Consider the following 18,602-nt stretch of genomic DNA (forward strand, 5'->3'; position numbering starts at 1 on the left):
GAGGTTGGCATTGTTGACGACCGGGTGGAAGCGCCCGGAAGCGAGAGGCGCCCGGTGATCGTTGTGCTCGGGTGGGGTGTGCTCGCGTATCGTCCTTGGGGTGATTGATGCCACCGTGGCGGCCCGAAGCGATATCGCCGACAGTGTGCTCTCAGGGTTGATCGATGCCTTCGGCCTCGGAGACGTGCGGGAGCGTCTCTATCTCGCTGATGGGCTGATGAATGCGAACTGGAGGCTGGACACCCCGGCCGGGCAGTTCGCTTTGAAGCGGGTCACGGATGCCTCGCTGGAGCGGTTGCAGCGCAATCTCGGCGTGCTGCCCGCCCTCGCCGCCGACGGCGTCCCGGTGAGTGCCCCTGCTCCCACGACCTCGGGTTCGCTGGTGGCGCAGGTCGGGGGTGGTGCCTGGTGCCTGTTTCCGTGGGTGGCCGGCTCACATGTCCGGGGTGTTGATCTCAGCCCGGCCCGGGTGAGTGCGCTGGGCGCGCACCTGGGGTGCCTGCATGTGAGCCTGGGCAGGGCTTGCGGCCGAGGGCTGCTGCCAGATGTGCCCGAGACGATCACTGCAGACGTCACCTCGCCGGAGCGAGCGGTGGAGAAGGCCGAGCGGCTGTCCGCAGCCGTACGCGACAAGGGCACAGGCAGCGGCTTCGACAAGGAAGTCGCCTCTGCCTTGGACCACCGACGGGCCCGCGTCTTCAAGTACGCCGATCATCGTCCGCGATCCGCCGCGCCTGAGGGTGACCATGGGTGGACGCATGGCGACGTGCAGTACCGGAATCTGCTCTGGGAAGGCGGGGAACTCGCCGCCATCCTGGACTGGGACCGGATCGCGGTGCGCCCGTACGCGGAAGAGGTCGTGCGGACGGCGCAGGTGCAGTTCGGAGTGGGTGGGGTGTTCGACCTCGCGCGGGTGTCTGCCTTCGTCGGCGGGTATCGGTCGGTGGTGCCGCTGGAGCCGTCTGCGCTGGTGGACGGTGCTCGTCGGCTGTGGTGGAAGCGGATGACGGACTTCTGGCCGCTGGAGTTCCATTACAACCGCGGTGACTTCTCCTTCGACAACCTGTTCACCGCGGACGAGGCGCTGCTGCACTGGTGGACGGATCGGCTGGATCAGGTCGAGGACGCGTTCGCCGCAGGGTAGATCCCGAGGCGTTCGAGGTCCGGCAGGCGGGGGCGGGTGAAGGCGGTCGCTCGTCGCCGCGCCTGCTCTCCCAGGGTGTGGTGGTCAGTGGCGCGGATGGCCTCCGCCCACTCCTCCGCGCCGGCCTCGGCGGTAAGCACGATGCCCGCGTTGCCTATGGCTTCTGGGATGCCGCCCCGATCGCTGCCGATGCTTGGGGTCCTGTGCAGTGCGGCTTCGATGATCACGCGGGGAAATGCGTCCTGCACCGTGGATGGCACGAGCAGGAAGCGGTGGCTGCGGTAGAGGGGGCTCATGTCGTAGACCCGGGGCACGTAGGTCACGTTGGGGTAGCCGGCGAACTGCTCGGCCGTGTTCCACCAGCCTTCCACCAGGGTGAAGCGCTGTTCGGGCATGTGGCGGATGAGCTGGTGCAGGAGGTTGGCGCCTTTCGCCGGGATCGGGTTGACCATGAGCACGGCCCTGGTTCGCTCGTGGCGGTGCTGCCCTGGCCTGGGCGGCGTGAAGGGCGGGTACAGGACGGACAGCTGTGTGCCGTCGGTCGGGGGCGCTTGCCGGAGAACGAATTCGGAAACGGCCAGTCCGTGGTGCGGGCGGCCGGCGAGGACGCCGAGTCCCGTCTTGGAGACCGAGTGCAAGATGCCTGCTGCGAGGGCGGCGGGCCGGGCTCGGGCAGCGATGCCGGCCGCGCCTTCCTGTGAGGTGAACACCACATCCGGTCGTGCCTGGGGCAGCAGGTCCCGGAGAGCCGACGTGATCCGCTGCTGCGGTACGGCGAGGCAGTCCACTCCGTTCCACCTGTAGCGCAGGCCCTCCTGGGTCTCCTCGTATGCGGTGTTGTGCTCGTCGAGGAAGGTCCGCATCTGGGCGGTCTGTGGGGCCTGGTCCCAGGGTGCTTGGTGGGAGCCGAGGTAGACGGTGCGCCATCCGGCTGCCGCGAGTTCTTCGGCGAGGAGTTGCTGGGTGACCTCCGCTCCGCCGATGAGGAACGGAGGCGGGGTACGCCGCCAGGCGAAGAGAGCTGTAGGCATCGGCCGGTCACCTGGCCCAGTACGTGACGAGGGCTTCCACCGCGTGCGCGACCGCGTCTGGGCTGGTGTCGGCGGGGATGACCGTCACTTCCCGCGACACGGGTGGCTGCGCTGCGGAGACGAAGTAGTCCCGAGCGTGCGCGAGGAACGCCGGCTCGTGAAGGAAGTACTCGGACTCAGCCGCCGTGTGCCCGGCGGCCTTTCGTCGCAGGGCCAGTTCTTCGGCCGGCACGTCGAGGTAGAGGGTGTGGTGGGGGCGCAGGAAGGGCAGTTCCTGGAGGCGGTCGCGCAGGCGGTGGTGGACGTCGTAGCCGAAGAGGGCGTCGAGCGCGTGGGCGTGGGCCAGGAGGGTGTCCACCGAACGATCGAGGAGGACGACGGGCTTGGCGTTGACGAGCGCCCGGCGCACGCGAGCGCCTTCGATGCCCATAAATGTCTCGAACGCGGCGAGCTGTTCCGCTGCGGATGCGGTACGGGCGGGTGGGATGTCGGCGCGGCGGGCGATGTGCTGGACGTAGCAGTCCGAGACGAAGGCCCGCTCCTCGATGCCGCCCGTGCGCAGGTGTCGGATCGCGGTGGACTTCCCGGCGTATGAGGGCCCTTCGAGCGCGATGATCTTCACAGCGACTCCGTCCGGTAGAAGCGTTCTGCAAAGGCTCCCGTGCCGCTCAGGAGGTCGGCCGCCGTGGTCCACGCGTGCCGGATCGGCCGGTACATCTTCCGTGCTGGGTGCATCTGCGAGCCGTGCATGTGGAGGACCGTGGTCTTGTCGAGGACGACGTCGGTGATGTCGACGATCTCGGGGGCCAGGGCGGGCCCGGTACGTGCTCGGAAGAGGTGCTGGTCGCAGCCGGCCAGGGCGTAGGTGGGCCAGAACGCGAGGTCCTCCCAGAACCAGCGACATCCGAGGCGTACTGCTGCCGCGTGTACGAGGACGTGGTCGGGGTGGCGGGTGACGGCAGCCGGAGCGAGGAGTTCGGCCTCGGGGTGGGCTTCGACGATCTCGCGGAGTTCGTCCGTGATCCGGTCCAGGCGGTCCTGGTCGAAGGGGCGGTACGGCGGCTCGGCGTCCTGATGGCCGAGGAGGATCCGGTCGGCGGCCAAGGGCGCCAGGGCAGCCGCTCCTTCCCGGCTGCGCAGGTCGGATACGACGGCCTCGGTGCCGTAGGTGTCCTCCAAGGCCGGGTGGACGCTGGTCGAGCGGGTGAACACCGTGGCCACGGTGAGCGGTCGGGGATGGGCAAGGAAGGTTCCGGAGGCGGACAAGGCGAAGTCGTCGTGGTGCGGTTCGATGGCGAGCACCGGGCGGCCGACGGGGCGGCGCATCTCGATGAAGTAGCGGTGCCCGCTGTGCGGGGCCTTGAGCTCAATGATCCGGTGGTCGTGGGCGCCGTGGCGTTCTGCCAGGCGCTCGGTCCACTGCTGGTGGGCGCGCATGAGGTCGTCGGGGAAGGTGTAGATCCCGTCCAGGTCCGGTATGGGCGGCGTCACGGTCATGGCGGACTCCGGGGTCATCGGACAGTGGTCTGGTACCAGTGGCGCCACATACGCGGGGAGTTGAGCCGCAGCCGGGCGGTGACGGGGTTCTGCCACCACAGCATCCGGAGGCTGGACCACTGGTCGTAGCGGCGGGTGGAGGGGCGTACGCGCAGCTCGTCGAGGATCACCACCGGTGCGTTCTTGATGCGGCCGTGGGCCGTCAGGCGGTCGAAGAACTCGACGTCCTCGCTCATGAACAGGTCGTCGCGATACCCGCCGACCGCTTGGAAGGCCGCTGCGGTGGCGAACTGGGCGACGCCCTGTGCGCCGCCGTGGTTGGTGCGGTAGTGGTCCCAGTAGGCGCACAGCAGTCGTGCACCGAGCCGCTTGGGTGTGTAGAGGGGTGGGATGGCCCCGCCGGCGGCGCCGTTGTCCACGGCGGTGGCCGCGGCGGTGATGGCCTCCATGGGCAGGGCGACGTCGGCGTCCGTGAAGAACAGCCAGCGGCCTTCGGCGGCAGCCGCGCCGGTGTTGCGTACTCGGCCGATGTTGCGGACGGTCTCGCTGATCACTCGGACGCCGAAGGAGGCGGCCATGTCGGCGGTGGCGTCGGTGGAGGCGTTGTCCACCACGATGACCTCCCCTCGTTCGCTGCTTATCTCCTGCCAGCGTTCGAGGGAGGCGAGGACGGTGGGCAGGTAGGCGGCTTCGTTGTGGGCTGGAATGACCACTGTCAGTCCAGGGCTGGTCATCGGGGTGTCCCTTCGCTGCGGGGCGTGCGGAAGAGGTGCGGTGTCTGACGGGTCAGGTCGGCCAGGCGGTCCGACCACAAGCGGCGGCTGGTACCAGGCGTGGCGTGGATCCAGCAGCGCGCGGTGTGGACCACCACCCACGCCGAGAGCCGGGAGTCGTTCAGGGGCGCCGCGTAGGCGTCGAGCAGTGTGCGGCGGTCCCATGGGGTGTGGGTCGCGGTCATGACGAGGGCGTGGGCGACGTCCGCCTCTCGCCGGCCCGGCGCGGCATCGGTGAAGTCGACCAGGTAGCGCGTGCCGCGCGGGCCGGAGAGGACGACGTTGTCGAAGTGGATGTCGCCGTGGCACCACACGCTGGGTGCTCGCTCCGGCGTGTCGGCGATGACGGCGAGGGCGGGGCCGATTCGGTTCAGCAGTTCGGGTGGGCAGCGGCGGGCCAGGGAGGAGACCGAGTCGAAGAACGGGCGGCGGGGAACTGCCTGCTCGACCGGTGCTCGGTGCAGGCGTGCGAGGAGGCCGCCGAGGTCCTTGAGGGCTTGGGCATGCGGGATGAGGCTGGAACGAACGGCGGCACCCAGTGTGTGTCCGCCGAGGTCAGAGGTGATGAGCGCGGTGGCCCCTTGGCTGGAGATGGTGCCATTGCCGAGCACCTGCGGGACGGGCACAGCGACGCCGGCCGCCCGGATGGCGGCGGCCTCGGTCAGGGCGTTGCGGCGGGCGGTGTGGTCGTACAGCTTCACGATCACGCTGCGGCCGTCGCTGAGGCCGGACCGGAACACGGCCGTCCGGGAGCCCGCCGACAGGCGCTCCGCGCTCTCGGCGGGTGTTCCGAGGAGGGTGCTGCACGCGCGGGAGACCATGGCGGGCGGCGTGGTCATCGAAGCCCCGCCGGCTCGGGATGGGCGGCGCCCAGCGCGCGGACGTGTCGCAGGGTCCGCTTCAGGAGAGTGCGGTACTCCCGTACTTCGGCCGTGCCGGGACAGGCTGCCTGCCACGGTTTCTCCGGGCCCACGAAGTGGATGAGGCGGGCGTCCGGGTCCGGTCGTAGGGGGCGGGTGACGACGCGGCGTACCCAGTCGCCGCGTTCGAGGTACCGGCCCACCTCGAACCGGTTGTATACGGCGTCGGCCGCCCGCACGCGGCCGGTGCGGAGGAGCCACAGGTTCAGGGCGTCCTGGTCGTTGTGGAGGATGTGCTGTCGATGTCTGGCCAGGGCTTGTTCGACGCCCCGGCGGATACGTGGCAGATCGGCGGTGTGGGCCCACAGGAGACCGGCGTTGTAGTACGGGCGGTCCCTCAGACGCGGCCAGCGGTCCACGGCACCCGGTAGGGCGGGACAGCGACCGACTGCCGGGTTGAACTCGTCACGTACGGCGCCGACCTCGCCGGGACGGAGAGCATCGAGCGGGGTGGTCAGGTCGTCGCGGACCAGGACGTCGGCGTCCACGTAGATCAGGTACGGGCGGCGGACGAAGTTGGGCGTGAACTCGAAGCGCAGATAGGTGGTGACGGTGATGTACGAGGTGTCCGCCATCCGTGCGGAGCGAAGCGGGGTGCGACGGGCCAAGGCGAAGGAGCCGAAGCCGACCCGTTTGGTGAGGTGGGTCAGGAGCTGCACCTGCGACGCTCCGAGGTCGAAGGTGAGAAAGCGCAGCGCTGCGGCCTTGCGGGCACGGGGGCTGAGGCTGTCCGCCAGAGAGGTGATCGCGGCGAGGCCGGGGGTGAGGTAGTGCCGGTCGATGCAGATGCCGAACGCGTACACGGCGGGTCCGCCTTCCGGGCGTGGTCCGTGGAAGTGATCTGGTGATGAGCTGTGAGTCGTCAGTGCCCGCCTGCCCTGCGGCTGAGCTGGCAGCGAATGGCAGGGGGCTAGAACGCGCGGTCGGCCTCGTCCGGGCCGGCGTCCGGTTGGCTGACCGTCGGCCGTTGGCCGGAGGCGAGGTCCTGATGGTCGCTGGTGATCAGCGTGCCGAGCGTGACTGCGGCAGCGAGGTGCCCGGTGAACCACACGCCGACGCAGAACCGCTTGACGGAATCGACGGCCCCGCCACGGGCCTTGCGACGGCTGCGCATCAGGTGGTCTTCTCTCGGATCAGGCGGTATGCGCGCGTCTCGATGACGTCGAGGGTGCCGGGCTCATCCGTCTCCCACTCAGTCGTGGGGCTGCCCGACACCGGACGCAGGACCCAGTCGGTGCCCTGCCTGATGTCGGTGACGATGGCGCGACGTCCGTTAGCGTCCGAGACCAGGTCACCGACCTCCGCCCGTGCCCGGGTCACGAGGCGGCTCCCGGCACGAGGCCGTCCCACAGCCACCAGCCCGAGGAGGCTTCGAGGAGGATGCGGCGGCGTTCGTGCTGCGCCGGCGTCTGGCGGGCCGACGGCGACGTCGCCTCGGCGAGGAAACCGCCCCGGTCACGAACGAGGACACCGAGCGCGGCGAACTGCCCAACGTCTTCGGCCAGGTGAGAGATTCCCGCGACAACGATGCCGCGGACCAGGCCGGAGGACAGTGCGCTCGTGACAGCCGCCCAAGCCGGGCGGGCGTCCAGCGGCACACACGGGTCTTTGTCGGACCAGGTGCCGGCCACATGCCAGTGCCGGGCGTCGGCGTAGTGGCGTGCGCGGCGCTCGGCATCGCGGACAGCGGCCGATTCGGCCGCACAGGAGTAGACGGCAACCGGCACGTGTCCGATGCCGCCGGAAGGGGATTTCGGCATGCAGTCAGCGTGCTGTCGGTGGTGTGCCCGGGACAGGCCCGGCTCGTGGCGGCGCCACGAAGTCATGACACGGCGGACTGCCACGTCCCGTGCTGCTACACGCTCGTCCTTCAGCAGGACTGCAACGGAGCGTGGCAGTCGGGCTGGCGGCGGCCGCGGGAGCTGCTATGGGTCGTGGCGGCAGGCGGCAGGCGGCAGGCGGCAGGCGGCAGGCGGTCAGCGGACGGCGAGGGGCACGCCGGCCGCGTGGGCGAGCCCGCGGAGCCGCGCGACGGACACTCCGGCGAGGCGAGAGATGATCACTCCGGGCAGCATTTGGTGCCGCACCCACCCCGGCGCCATGCCGCAGACCTTTTCCAGGGTGTCGGCAGCCTGGTCCCACCGACGGCACTCCACGTGCGTCAACGCCATGTCGAGGCCGTACCGGGCCCGAGTGGCGAGGGGCACCGTGTCGTCCAGCCGGACTGTGTCCATGAGCCGGAGCGCACCGCCGGTGTCGCCGAGGGCAACGGCGATGCTCATCGCCTGCGTGGCGGCATAGAGCGGCCCGAAGGGTTGGGCATGCCGACCACGAGCATGCTCCGCCCCGATGCGGGCGCCGACCGCATGCGCCTGGGAGAGGTACTCCCGGGCGGTGTCCGGCGAGGCGCCACCCCGGGACGCGGCCACAGCAGCGTTCGTGACGAGCTGCCCGTACACCGACAGCCGGTCCGGATCGTGCTCGGACATCTTCGGCTCGATCCGCTCGGCCTGAGCCGCAGCGAGCGCGAACCCTTGCGCCGTGCGCCCGTCGCGGAGATTCACCCACGCTGTGGTGGCGGCCAGGTGCGCATCCCGCAGATCGTCTCCGGCCTGCACGGCGATCTGCCGGCCGTAGGTGAGCGCCGCATAGGCGAGGTCCCGTGAACCCCACACGTTCGCGGCCATCCCGGCAGTCTGGAAGACATCGGCCAGCACGCTGGCCGCGGCCTCCCGCTCGTCGGCTTCCGCCACGTCGTATCGGGCGCGGGCTTCGGGCAGCAAGGCGCTGAGCAGCGCCCCGAGTTCGGTGTAGCGGCCCGCCCAGTAGGCCGCATCAGCGCGCCGAACGACACCACGGAGCTCTTCGACGGTGCCCGGCTCGGTGTCGGTGGGGATGCCGATCGCGGCATCGTGCGTGGCAGCAGACAGCGTGCGCAGCGCTGCCCGCTCGTCGCGGTCCATGGAGCGACGGGGCGCCTGCTGGCCGAGGAGCACGGCGATGTCCGTCCCAAGTGCAGAGGCAATGGACAGAAGCGAAGGAAGGGAAGCGGTGCCGCCCCGTTCCAGTTTCCGCACCACCCCCACGGAGACGTTGGCGGCTTCGGCCAACTGCTCCTGCGTCATGGCGCCGCGCAGCGTCTTGAGCCGTTCAGCGGTGCTGTACTCGGACCACTGCATGGCAGCAGCTCCTCCCCGGTCGGCCAAGCACGGACCGTACCCACTGCTTTACGACCGGCAACACCCATGGGCACTACAGGAACAGTGAGTTGGCTGGAAGTCGCCGCTAGACGGAAAGCGCGGCGCTCACACCGAGGAGTGCCTCAAGCTCGGCCACGGTGGCCGCTTCGTCCGTCGCGAGGATGGTGGTGATACCGAGGGCCTCGGCCGGCGGCAGGTTCCGAGGGTGGTCATCAACGAACACGCATGCCTGTGCAGGAAGCCCGAGACGCTCCACTGTCAGCTGATAGATGGCAGGGTCGGGCTTCGCCATACGGACCTGCTCCGAGATGACGTGCACATCGAACAGGCCCCAAATCCCTGCTCGGTCGTACGGGTTGAACGGGTCCGTGCCGAAGCTGTTCGACAAGAGAGCGAGACGGTATCCCGCGCCCTTGGCCGCGCGCGCGAGCGCGGCCATACGCCGAGCTGTCGGCACCGCAGACCATGCACGCCCCATCAGGTTGTCCGGCGCGACCTGCGGTCCGAGAAGGGCCGCAGTGCGCTTGTTCCACTCCGCCTGACCGATCTCACCGACCTCCAGGGCCGCGTAGAGCCGCCGGCCTTCAGGGTCATCGTTGAGGGTGGCACGCCACGCTTCCGGGGGGAGCCCTTCCGACTCGCACCACGCGCGGTGCACGGGGAGCGGATCAGCGGTCAGCACCCCGGCGAAGTCCAGGATGAGCCCATGCTTGGCTTGGGGGTTCGTAGTGCCCACGGGCTGTGGCATTCTGCGTGCTCCCTCTCCATTGGCCTCACAAAGACGCTACCGCGCGCTGAGAACGCGGATGCCGACAAGCCTTGCACTTCCTCCGGCGACTCCGACACATCTGCCTGGATGCTGTCGTCGCAACGGCGGCCCACTTTGTGGGCCGCCGTTGGTGCGCGGTCGGTCAGTTGTCTTCGTGCAAGGCGCGGTATTCGAGGGTGTCTTCCGCGGTGACGATCTCGGTGAGGCGTGCGAACTCTGCGTAGTCCTCGTCGGGCATGATGGCGACGGCGTCGTCGACCACGGATCCCTTGGGGAGCTTGGCGAAGTACTTCATGAGCAGTGCGACGAAGTCGTCCTTCATTTCGTCGAGTTCACGCTGCCATTCGGTTTCGAGCTGTATCTGCGCCTTCGCGGCGGCCTTTTCCTCCGGGGTGAAGGTGACCAGCAGGTCGCGCTCGGCGCGGGTGAACGGGCGTCCGTCGCGGTGGTACGGGCGCGTCCGGATGTCGGGGTGGCTGAAGTCCACCTTGGTGATGAGGAGGACGACTTCCGGGCGAACGGCGGAGGGCACGGGCGGTTTCCTTGTGTGGTGTCGTGAGATCGGTTGGTGCTGGTGTGCGGTTCGGGGGTGTGCGGGCAGGTGGTGCTCGGGGCATGAGGTGCGGGGGCCTTCACGTTGGGGTGTTTGCCGGGCGCGGGCCGGCGGTGGGCGCGATGCGCGCTCGACTGCGGTGGGGACGGCGGGGCCAGGGGCGTGGCGTGGGGTTTGTGGACATCAGATGCTCCGGACGATCCCCGGTTTCGGTAACCGGGGATCGTCGGCTACCTTCCGCCTGCGCTTGTCCGGTCAGCGCCGGCGGGCTGCGCCGTTCGCTGCCCTGTTCGGGGGTTGTGCGGCGGGCGCCGGAGAAGGGACGTGCCGCTTATCTCGGGTGGTCGTGGCGTGGGGGTTTTCCGGGGCGGCGGGCAGGTGGGCGCTGCGGCGCAGGCGCCATACGAGGACGTCGCTGATGGAGGTGGCGGTGTCGAGTTCGCGACGTCGTGTGGCTTCGGTGAGCAGGGTGGCCGGGTTGTGGCCGGCGTCCTTCGCGTCGGCGAGGGTGGCGGCGAGCGCGGGCCAGCCGGGTTCGGCCAGGATCTGTTCGGCCAGGTCGGGGACTGCGTGGCGCAGGATGGCCACCTGCCGGTGCCGCAGGAGCTGAGGCATGCGGCGGCCTCGCTGCCGGAGCACGTCCATGGGCTGGGTTGCGGCGGCCTGGTAGGCGGCGCGGAGGTGCTCGGCTGCCTGGCGGGCGGCCTGCGCCTGCTGGGCGTGGTGCCTCTTGGCATGCCAGTTCGCCGCCGCGATGGCGAGGAAGAACGCCATGTCGATGAGCATGGCGGTGGTGGCGCCGTCCTCGCCGCGGCCAAGGGCCGGCCCGCTGTGGACGAGGTCGCGGGCCGCCTGGCGCAGCGCGCAGTCGTACCCGCGGACGGCCTTGATGTGGGAGCGGGTTGCCCGCTCGAACGCGAAGGCCGCCTCGCGTAGTTCGGTGCGGGTGTGGGCGGCGGAGGTCTTGGCGAGGGCGTCGAGGATCTCCCCTGCGGCGGCGATCTGGGCTGCTGCTGCGCTGTCGTCGCCGTGGTCGATGATCAGCAGGGCCTGCCACGTGGCGGCGGTGGCCCGGCGCCGTGCGAACGCGGGACCTGTCACGTCCGGCACGGCCGGCTTCTCCGGCCGGGATGCGTCCGCTGCAGTGGCGGCATCTGCGGGAGGGGTCCACCGTTCGCGGATGCGGGGCAGGGACAGGTCGGGGGCGAGCTTGGACCCGGAGTAGAAGACTGGCTCGCCGTCCTTGTTTCGGTCCCCAGGGAGGGCGACGGTATAGCCGAGGCGGTCTCCCGACGGGGCGATGCGCTGGCGTATGAGGAGACCGGCGGAGGCGAGCCGGTCGAAGAACTCCTCCTCGCTGGCGGCGCCGGCGACCGCGCGCCGTACGGTCTCCCGCAGCTCCTCGCGCGCGGGGCGCTCCCTGCCCACGCGTTCGGCCTTGTGCCGCTCTGCGCTGGTGGCCCGCTTGGCGGCGGTGCCGTCCCCGGGCGCGACCTGGTGCAGGCCGAGTTCCTTTTCGATCAGCCGGCACTCGGCCTGGGCGCGTTTTCCGGAGCGGTGGTGGTCGGGGCGACGGCCGTCCTCGCGGACCAGGGTGGCGATGATGTGGATGTGGTCGTCGGCGTGCCGGACGGCGGCCCAGCGGCAGCCGGCGCCGTCGCCAGGGTCGATGCCGGTGGCGGCGACCATGCGGCGGGCGATGTCGCCCCACTGCTCGTCGGACAGGATCGGGTCGTCGGGCGCGGCGCGCACCGAGCAGTGCCAGACGTGCTTGTCGGGACGCCGGTCCGCGTCGAGCAGGGACAGGGGCTGGTCGAGGAGGTGCTGGAGGTCCTTCTTCGTGGCCGAGGGGTCGCGGCCGGGGTCGGGGGCCATGCCGTAGAAGGAAGCGACCAGGTGCGGGTCGATGTGCTCCTCGTGGGTGCCCTTGCCGTACAGGTAGTGCAAGAGCCCGAGGGTGTTGCTGCCCTGCTGGTGGATCCGGGGGATCAAGCCGCCTCGCCTTCCTGCCCGTTGGCGACCCTGTCGGCTGCCCGTTGGACGGCCTGTGCGGCACGCTGCAGGTCGGCGAGGGCAGCGGCGAAGTGCGGTGCGTCGGCACCCGAGTTGAGGGCCTTGGCGATCTGGTTGACGTTGCTGCCCGCCCAGCCGAGCTGACGGCGCACACCGAACAGGGCAGTCAGGATGTCCCGCTCGGTGGCGATGGCCGCTGCGGTGCGGGACTGGTCGCGGGCAGCGGCGAGCGCGGAGTGGGCCAGGAACCCGGCCACGCTCATGCCGACGTGGTCGGCACCGGACTGGATGATGTCGAGTTCCTGGTTGTTGAGGCGGACGCTGTGGGCGGGGCGCTGCTTCTTGTCACGCGGACGCGCCTTGCCCTTTTTGGTCTTGCCCTTGCGGCTGGCCGTACCCAGGTGCGGTCCGGCTTCGGCCGCAACCTTTCCGTCCGGCGCCCCCTGGCGCTGGACGGGCCCCGCCACCCCCGGGGCGGGACCGGGTTCGGGCACTCCCCCTGCGGGGGAGTGCCCGAACCTCCAACTTGCTCCGGCTGAGGTCGGCGTGGTGGTCATCTCCTGCTGAGTGGCGGGGCATTCATGGTGCTGGTTGTGCACGTGCGGTACTCCGGGGGTGTGTGATGAGGGGGTGGTGGTGCGTCGCGAGCGAGGGGTGTCGTTCCGGGCGGGTGAGGGGCGGGGACGGGGACCGGGGTAGGGGGCTGTTGCTGTTCTCGGCCGGCGCTGGAGATGCGTCCGTGACTGTGGGGACCGGTCCCCGAAACGGTGCCGTTCACGGTCCCCGGGACCGCTCCGGGACCAGGCTGCGACGTTCGTGGGGACCGGTCCCCGTGGTTGGGGACCGTTGCGGGGACCGCCCTCATAGCGCCCTGAGCAGGGGTTTCTCAGGGAACCGGTCCCCGTCGGTGTCCCTGCTGGTCCCCGGAGGAGCTGTCGTCACGGTCCCCGGCTGCGGTGAACTCAGTCCCCGAGACGCGGTCCCGCATGGTGTTCGTCGGGACGGTCCCCACCTGCCGCGCACGGCTTGCCGGGGACCGCCGGGTACCGGACTGCGGGGACCATGGCGGTGAGGAGCGAGGCATGTTGGAGTGGGTCACGCAGCCTGCTGCTGGTCCAGCCGGGCAGCGGCGAGGTCGACGCGCGAGGGGTGGGGAGTGGCGCGGACGGCATTGCTTCGGGTGGTGCTCAGGGCCCACGCGCCGTTGACGGCACGGGTCGCCCGCGCGCGCGTGGCACCACCCGCACCGGACGCTGAGCGCGTCCGGGCGCCCGTCGGCGACGGCGGCTTCGCGCGCGGTACGGGCTGGCCGGTAGCGAGCCAGCTGTGCGCGGACGGCCGGCGGGATGCACGATCCGACGGAGCGCAGGCGGGCCTCGGTGTCCGGACGGGGGCTACCGCCGGTGATCTGCCGGTACGTCGAGGGTGCGGTCTGCCCGACGGCGACGGCGTGCCGGGTGCCAAGCAGTTCGGCGCGCCAGGCGGCTGGGTCGTCGGGGTCGGCGGCCGGTGTGGGATCGGTGTGCCGATTGAGGCGGTCGCGCCGGTAGGCGCGCCAGGTGCGGGCGACGTCCACCGGCAGGATCGGGTACGGGGAGTCGAGGATGTGTGCTCGTATCGCCTCGCGGACGTCCCAGCCGTGGGCGGTGGCGAAGGGTACGTCGTGGAGTAGCTCGTGCCACCGGGCGATCTGGTCACGGGCTTCGCCCGTACCGGTGTGGGTGGTGCGGGGGTCGAGGCGGCCGATGTAGGCGAGGATGGCGGCGATTTCGCGTCGGTCCAAGGGCGGGTCACTCCGTTCCAGTCGGTTCGTCGAGGGCGGCGAGCAGGGCGGCGGTGTGGGCCTCGGCACGGGTCATGCCAGCCGTGGGTGTGGGGGTGCCGCCGGGCAGGGCGTAGAGGTTCGGTCGGCCAGGGGCGGGTGTGCGTTCACGGGCGATCCACGCGCGCCAGTCGGCAGCCCACGCGGCGGCAGTGCGAGGCGCCCACGCCGCCCGGTACGAGCGCCACTTCTCGTCGGCCGCTTGCAAGGCGCGCTCGCCGAGCCGGTCAAGGTGGCCGTGGTGCTGCAGCCAGGCACGGGCGTCGTCGTCGATCCGCCACTCGGTGGCTGCGATGAGCGGGGCAGAGGTGCTGCTGCTCTTACTACCGTTCACCTTCGGTTCTCTATTGTTCTGGGGGTCGGAATCCGTGCCCCCTCCGGGTCGGAATCCGTACCCCCCGGGGGCCAGATTCCGCTCTCCCGGGTCGGATTCCGGTCCCCCTCGAAGGGGTCGGCAGGGTCGGATTCCGGTCCCCCGGGGGTCGGATTCTGATCCCCGGGGAGGGTCGGATTCCGGCCCCCCTCTGTGGTCTGTTCGGCGAGGAACCGGGCGGCGGCCGGGAGGTGGTAGTAGGTCTCTCCACGTGGCCCCTTGCGGCCGGCGAGCTGCACCAGCTCACCACTGGCGATCAGCTTGTCCAGCGCGTCTCGCACGGCAGTGCGGGAGGCGTTCGCGCGCTTTATGAGGGTGGGCACGGACGCGTACGCGATGCAGTGCCGGTCGCGGCAGCGGTCGGCGATCAGGGCGAGCACCATGCGGGCGGTGCCCTTGCTGTGGCTGTGGTCCCACACCCACTCGCGGGCGTCGTGGCTCATGGGGTGGCGGCTCCTAGGTCAGGTCGGGGAGGTGTGGTTGGCCCTCGTGGGGCGTTGCGCGGGGAGGGCGGCGCGCGGCTCTCCGCTCGAAGGCGCCGGAGCGGGCTGGTGGCGTCGCATAGCCAAGACAGCCACATGGATGCCGCGCAAGTCCAGCATTCCGCCGGGGAAATCAGACAGCCGACGGCGAACGTGTCCTGCACGAGGCAATTACTAAACGATAAGCCCGGATCGCCGGTTGACAAAAAAGTTGCCCCGCATGCCGAGCCAGAAGGATCACATCGGGAAACCGTTGACCGTCGCTGCGGCGCAAGCTACAACACAACACCCCACGTCAGAGCACCTCGTCGGGCTGGTGTAGCCAACCACTGTCGGATACCCAGAACCCCGCCTGGAGGCAACGCCCGGCCGCGCGCGGGGCGAAACATAGCCGACGATCGCCGGTTATCCAAACCGGCGAATGCAAGTTACAACTTGGAGCCATGGCAGCACGATCCCTGGAAATAGGTCCGGCCGGAATACGGACGGCCCGCACCATCGAAACCCTCCGTACCGAGCGCGGCCTCGCCCAGCGTGAGCTCGCCGCCCGTGTCACCGCCCTCGGCCGTCCGATGTCCAACACGATGCTGTCCCGCATCGAACGCGCCCAGCGCCGCTGCGACATAGACGACCTTGTCGCTCTCGCTCAGGCCCTCCGCGTCTCACCCCTGGCTCTTCTCCACGGGGTTCATGCCGCGTAGGCCCGTGTGCCTCGGCCCGACTGCTGCCTCGAAACCACCTCCCCGAGTAAAGGACGTATCGCCCTTGCGGCAACCCGCAATACCCCCTGCCCTTCCCTACCCCCAGCGCACCGCCAAGGAGGTGATCGCGAATGGCTGACCGCCTCCTGACGGTGGCCGAGGCCGGCGACATGCTCGGTACGGGCGAGCGTTTCGTTCGCCGTCTGATCGCCGAGCGCCGCATCCGCTACGTCAAGCTCGGTCGCCCGGTGCGCATCCCGGAAAGCGCGATCGCCGAGTACATCGAGGCGCGCACCGTCGAGCCGGTCCGCCGCATCCGTGCCCGCTACGGGAAGGCGGCTTGATGGCGGGACGCAAGCCGCAGCGGCGGCGCGAGTTCGGCACGGTGCGCAAGCTTCCATCCGCTCGGTGGCAGGCCCGCTACCTGGGCCCGGACGGGCAGCGCTACACCGCGCCGGAGACGTTCGACACCAAGTCCGACGCGCAGGAGTGGCTCAACCTCACCCGCGCCGACATCGAGCGCAACCAATGGCGCGACCCGGATGCCGGGGCGGTCAACTTCAAGAAGTACGCCCTGCGCTGGCTGAAGGAGCGCGGGCTGGCCCCGACGACGGTCGACCGCTACAGCGGTCTGCTGCACCTGCACATCCTGCCGACCTTCGGCGGCAAGAACCTGGACGAGATCACCTCGCCCAGCGTTCGCACCTGGCGGGCTGAGCGCTTGAAGGCCACTGGCGCCACCACGGTCGCGAAGTCGTACCGGCTGCTTAAGGCCGTCCTGCAGACGGCGGTCGACGACGACCTGCTCCGCAGCAACCCGTGCCGTATCAAGGGCGCCGGCAAGGAGGAGGCCGACGAGCGTCCAACGGCCACGATCGAGCAGGTCTTCGACCTGGCCGACGCGATGGGCCCGCGCTGGCGCCTGATGGTCCTGCTCGGCGCGTTCGCCTCGCTCCGCCCCGAGGAACTGGCCGAGCTGCGCCGTCGTGGTGTCGATCTCGACGAATGCTCCGTGCGCATCACGCAGGCTTCCCCGGAGCTGACGAACGGACGACGGGTCACCGGCGACCCGAAGTCGCGGGCGGGCAAGCGCACCGTCTACCTGCCCGACTTCCTGCTGCCCGAGCTGCGCCGCCACCTGCAGTGGTTCGCCGAGAAGGAGCCGAACGGCCTCCTCTTCGTCGGAGAGAAGGGAGCCCCGTTCCGCCGCTCGACTTTCGGCCGTAAGTGGCGCAAGGCCAGGAAGAAGGTCGGAATGCCCGACAACTTCCGCTTCTACGACCTCCGGCACACGGGTAACACCCTGGCCGCCGACACCGGCGCCAAGCTGAAGGACCTCATGGTCCGCGCCGGCCAGTCCTCCGAGCGGGCCCAGCTGATCTACCAGCACTCCACGGCGAAGCACCAGCGCAAGCTGGCGCAGGGCATCGACGCGGAGGTGCGCCAGCAGTTGGGCGAGGCCGCAGCGGGGCAACAGGCCCGTCAGGCATAGCCGGATGCTCCTTCCCGCCGCCGACTCGCACGCTGCCGCTGAGGCGGTGCAGCGAGCTGTCCGGGTTGGCGGCGGGACTGTCTTTTTGGTGTCCGGCATGCCATGCACGGGGCCAGGCGGCATGGGCGCGACGGCGTCAGGACACGTCGCGTCGCATGGACGTGGTGACGGCGAGCACGGCGAAGGCGAGTGTGTAGAGGGCCAGGACGGCGCCACCGCCCCAGCGCGGCAGCAGGTCTCCGGTCGTCATGGCCTTGGCTCCGGCGCCGAGCGCCTGGCCGGCGTTGAACGGCAGCCAGCGGGCGAGGTCGCCGATCAGCTGGCCGACGATGCCCTCGACCAGGGCGACCCACGCCAGGGCGACGGCGACCGCGCCGACGAGGCTGCGGATGAGCGCGCCCACGCCCACGCCGATGGCGGCGAACGCCGCGTTCCAGGCGATGCCGCCGCCGATCGTGGCCCACATCGTCGAGTCCGACCACGCAAAGGACACGCCCTTGTCGGACCACCAGGCGGCGGCGACGCCGAGGCCGGCGAGGCTGCTCACGACCCCGGACAGCACGCCGAAGACCGCGTGGACCAGGAGCTTTGCGCCGATGACGCGGCCGCGTGCCGGAGTGCTCAGGTACGTGTCGGTGATCGTCTTGTGCCGGTACTCCCCGGCGACCGCGAGGATCCCGAAGACCAGCGTGAGGATTGAGGTCAGGCCGACGTGCGCGAGCGCGCCGCTCTGCGCGGGCGTGTCGAGCGGCTGCTTGCTGGAGACCACCAGACCGCTGACACCGGCGATCACCAGCAGGGGGGAGGCGGAGAGAAGCAGCCACGGGCTGCGGACGGTGCGCAGTTTCAGCACCTCGGTGCGGATCAGGGTGTGCATGGTGCTCGTTCCTCGCGTTCAGCTGCGGGCCGGTGCCGTCGTGGCGCCGGTCGCGGGGTCGGTGTCCGGGTTCGACGTGAGTCGGAGGAACGCAGTTTCGAGCGTCTCCCGCTTCGCCGCGGTCAGCTCGCTCAGGGGGCCCGCGTAGCGCAGGGTGCCGCCGGCGACGATGACCACGCGGTCCACGGTCTGCGCCACCTCGCTCAACACATGGCTGGACATCAGGATCGTGCGACCTTCGCCGGCCAGCTCGCGCAGCAGGTCCCGCAGGTCGGCCATGCCAGCGGGATCCAGCCCGTTGGCGGGTTCGTCGAGGATGAGCACCTTCGGGTCGCCGAGCAGGGCGGAGGCCAGGCCCAACCGCTGGCGCATGCCGAGCGAGTAGCCGCCCACCCGCCGGTCCGCGGCATCGGCCAGAGCGACCCGGTCCAGCACCTCCTCGACCCGCGAGCCCGGGATGTCCCCGGCCTGGGCGAGGATCCGCAGGTGATCGCGGCCGCGCCGACCGGGGTGGAACCCGGTTGCCTCCAGCACCGCACCGACGACCCGCCTGGGTTCGCGCAGCTCGGCGTAGTGGCGGCCGTCGATCAGGGCCCGGCCCGCGGTGGGCGTCACCAAGCCCAGGAGCATGCGCAGCGTGGTGGTCTTGCCGGCCCCGTTCGGGCCGAGGAACCCAGTGACCACCCCGGGCTCCACGTCGAAGGTCAGCCGGTCGACCGCGGTCACGGCGCCGTACCGCTTGGTCAGGCCGTCCATCGTGATGCCGCCGTTCATCGCGTCCTCCGGCGTGGCATCGGCGCAAGGGTCGAGTGCATCGGGGTTCTCCGTTTCGGTGGCGTCGAGGAATGGGCAAAGGAATGGCTGACGGCGCCCGGCACCCGGACGCCGTCATCACCCTCCCGGCCGGCCCGCCGTATGTCGTCGCCCTAATACGGCAACCGTGGCTACCGCGCAC

General features: G+C 70.4%; 20 protein-coding genes and 2 pseudogenes. 4 read left to right on the plus strand and 18 right to left on the minus strand.

What is annotated here, in order from left to right; translation table 11 throughout:
• Window positions 1-100: 100 nt before the first annotated feature.
• Window positions 101-1,144, plus strand: coding sequence for a phosphotransferase (locus SRB17_RS20010; protein ID WP_323375973.1), 1,044 nt, complete (start codon window positions 101-103; stop codon window positions 1,142-1,144).
• Here SRB17_RS20010 and SRB17_RS20015 read toward each other — a convergent pair.
• The 16 genes and pseudogenes from SRB17_RS20015 to SRB17_RS20085 form a co-directional block, all read right to left on the minus strand.
• The gene (locus tag SRB17_RS20015) at window positions 1,114-2,175 is read right to left on the minus strand and encodes a glycosyltransferase (RefSeq protein WP_153540545.1); all 1,062 of its coding nucleotides are present in this window, start codon (window positions 2,173-2,175) and stop codon (window positions 1,114-1,116) included. The genes SRB17_RS20010 and SRB17_RS20015 overlap by 31 nt on opposite strands.
• Before the next feature lie 7 nt (window positions 2,176-2,182).
• Complete coding sequence (locus SRB17_RS20020) at window positions 2,183-2,797, minus strand: hypothetical protein (protein WP_323375974.1); 615 nt, start codon at window positions 2,795-2,797, stop codon at window positions 2,183-2,185.
• Window positions 2,794-3,690, minus strand: coding sequence for a PIG-L deacetylase family protein (locus tag SRB17_RS20025; RefSeq protein ID WP_228396141.1), 897 nt, complete (start codon window positions 3,688-3,690; stop codon window positions 2,794-2,796). Before SRB17_RS20025 ends, SRB17_RS20020 begins: the two co-directional genes overlap by 4 nt.
• The gene (locus SRB17_RS20030) at window positions 3,687-4,406 is read right to left on the minus strand and encodes a glycosyltransferase (protein ID WP_153540547.1); all 720 of its coding nucleotides are present in this window, start codon (window positions 4,404-4,406) and stop codon (window positions 3,687-3,689) included. Before SRB17_RS20030 ends, SRB17_RS20025 begins: the two co-directional genes overlap by 4 nt.
• A complete protein-coding gene (locus tag SRB17_RS20035) occupies window positions 4,403-5,284 on the minus strand; it encodes a phosphotransferase family protein (RefSeq protein WP_228396142.1) in 882 nt (293 codons plus the stop codon). Before SRB17_RS20035 ends, SRB17_RS20030 begins: the two co-directional genes overlap by 4 nt.
• On the minus strand, window positions 5,281-6,168 hold the full coding sequence (locus SRB17_RS20040; RefSeq protein ID WP_323375975.1) for a glycosyltransferase family 8 protein: 888 nt from the start codon (window positions 6,166-6,168) through the stop codon (window positions 5,281-5,283). The genes SRB17_RS20035 and SRB17_RS20040 overlap by 4 nt, the downstream gene beginning before the upstream one ends.
• A 107-nt stretch (window positions 6,169-6,275) precedes the next feature.
• Window positions 6,276-6,479: a hypothetical protein gene (locus SRB17_RS45455; RefSeq protein WP_194294095.1), complete on the minus strand. Its 204-nt coding sequence runs from the start codon at window positions 6,477-6,479 to the stop codon at window positions 6,276-6,278.
• Window positions 6,479-6,685, minus strand: coding sequence for a hypothetical protein (locus tag SRB17_RS20045; RefSeq protein WP_228396191.1), 207 nt, complete (start codon window positions 6,683-6,685; stop codon window positions 6,479-6,481). The genes SRB17_RS45455 and SRB17_RS20045 overlap by 1 nt, the downstream gene beginning before the upstream one ends.
• The gene (locus SRB17_RS20050; protein ID WP_153540551.1) at window positions 6,682-7,125 is read right to left on the minus strand and encodes a hypothetical protein; all 444 of its coding nucleotides are present in this window, start codon (window positions 7,123-7,125) and stop codon (window positions 6,682-6,684) included. Before SRB17_RS20050 ends, SRB17_RS20045 begins: the two co-directional genes overlap by 4 nt.
• A gap of 216 nt (window positions 7,126-7,341) precedes the next feature.
• A complete protein-coding gene (locus SRB17_RS20055; protein ID WP_228396143.1) occupies window positions 7,342-8,571 on the minus strand; it encodes a helix-turn-helix domain-containing protein in 1,230 nt (409 codons plus the stop codon).
• A 79-nt stretch (window positions 8,572-8,650) separates the two neighbouring features.
• Window positions 8,651-9,313 carry an HAD-IA family hydrolase gene (locus SRB17_RS20060; RefSeq protein ID WP_153540553.1) on the minus strand — a complete coding sequence of 221 codons (663 nt, stop codon included), beginning with the start codon at window positions 9,311-9,313 and terminating at the stop codon, window positions 8,651-8,653.
• A 163-nt stretch (window positions 9,314-9,476) separates the two neighbouring features.
• A complete protein-coding gene (locus SRB17_RS20065) occupies window positions 9,477-9,866 on the minus strand; it encodes a hypothetical protein (RefSeq protein ID WP_153540555.1) in 390 nt (129 codons plus the stop codon).
• A gap of 276 nt (window positions 9,867-10,142) precedes the next feature.
• Complete coding sequence (locus SRB17_RS20070; RefSeq protein WP_153540557.1) at window positions 10,143-11,879, minus strand: relaxase/mobilization nuclease domain-containing protein; 1,737 nt, start codon at window positions 11,877-11,879, stop codon at window positions 10,143-10,145.
• Window positions 11,876-12,367 (minus strand): plasmid mobilization protein, encoded by a 492-nt coding sequence (locus SRB17_RS20075; RefSeq protein ID WP_323376042.1) that lies wholly within the window; start codon window positions 12,365-12,367, stop codon window positions 11,876-11,878. The genes SRB17_RS20070 and SRB17_RS20075 overlap by 4 nt, the downstream gene beginning before the upstream one ends.
• A gap of 628 nt (window positions 12,368-12,995) precedes the next feature.
• Window positions 12,996-13,683: pseudogene (locus SRB17_RS20080) on the minus strand (hypothetical protein).
• 7 nt (window positions 13,684-13,690) lie between these two features.
• A pseudogene (locus SRB17_RS20085) lies at window positions 13,691-14,538 on the minus strand (helix-turn-helix domain-containing protein).
• 482 nt (window positions 14,539-15,020) lie between these two features.
• On the opposite strand from SRB17_RS20085, the gene SRB17_RS20090 reads away from it, so the two are divergent.
• The 3 genes from SRB17_RS20090 to SRB17_RS20100 all read left to right on the plus strand — a co-directional run bounded on the left by SRB17_RS20090 (window position 15,021) and on the right by SRB17_RS20100 (window position 16,770).
• On the plus strand, window positions 15,021-15,278 hold the full coding sequence (locus SRB17_RS20090) for a helix-turn-helix domain-containing protein (protein WP_153540561.1): 258 nt from the start codon (window positions 15,021-15,023) through the stop codon (window positions 15,276-15,278).
• A 131-nt stretch (window positions 15,279-15,409) separates the two neighbouring features.
• Window positions 15,410-15,622 (plus strand): helix-turn-helix domain-containing protein, encoded by a 213-nt coding sequence (locus tag SRB17_RS20095; RefSeq protein WP_153540563.1) that lies wholly within the window; start codon window positions 15,410-15,412, stop codon window positions 15,620-15,622.
• Window positions 15,622-16,770 carry a tyrosine-type recombinase/integrase gene (locus SRB17_RS20100; protein WP_153540565.1) on the plus strand — a complete coding sequence of 383 codons (1,149 nt, stop codon included), beginning with the start codon at window positions 15,622-15,624 and terminating at the stop codon, window positions 16,768-16,770. Before SRB17_RS20095 ends, SRB17_RS20100 begins: the two co-directional genes overlap by 1 nt.
• A 136-nt stretch (window positions 16,771-16,906) precedes the next feature.
• Here the strand turns inward: SRB17_RS20100 and SRB17_RS20105 are convergent, their stop codons facing one another.
• Both SRB17_RS20105 and SRB17_RS20110 read right to left on the minus strand, forming a co-directional pair.
• Window positions 16,907-17,647: an ABC transporter permease subunit gene (locus SRB17_RS20105; RefSeq protein WP_153540567.1), complete on the minus strand. Its 741-nt coding sequence runs from the start codon at window positions 17,645-17,647 to the stop codon at window positions 16,907-16,909.
• An 18-nt stretch (window positions 17,648-17,665) separates the two neighbouring features.
• On the minus strand, window positions 17,666-18,421 hold the full coding sequence (locus SRB17_RS20110) for an ABC transporter ATP-binding protein (RefSeq protein ID WP_153540569.1): 756 nt from the start codon (window positions 18,419-18,421) through the stop codon (window positions 17,666-17,668).
• Window positions 18,422-18,602: the final 181 nt, after the last annotated feature.

The organism is Streptomyces sp. RB17 (assembly GCF_009604455.1).
Taxonomy (GTDB): domain Bacteria; phylum Actinomycetota; class Actinomycetes; order Streptomycetales; family Streptomycetaceae; genus Streptomyces.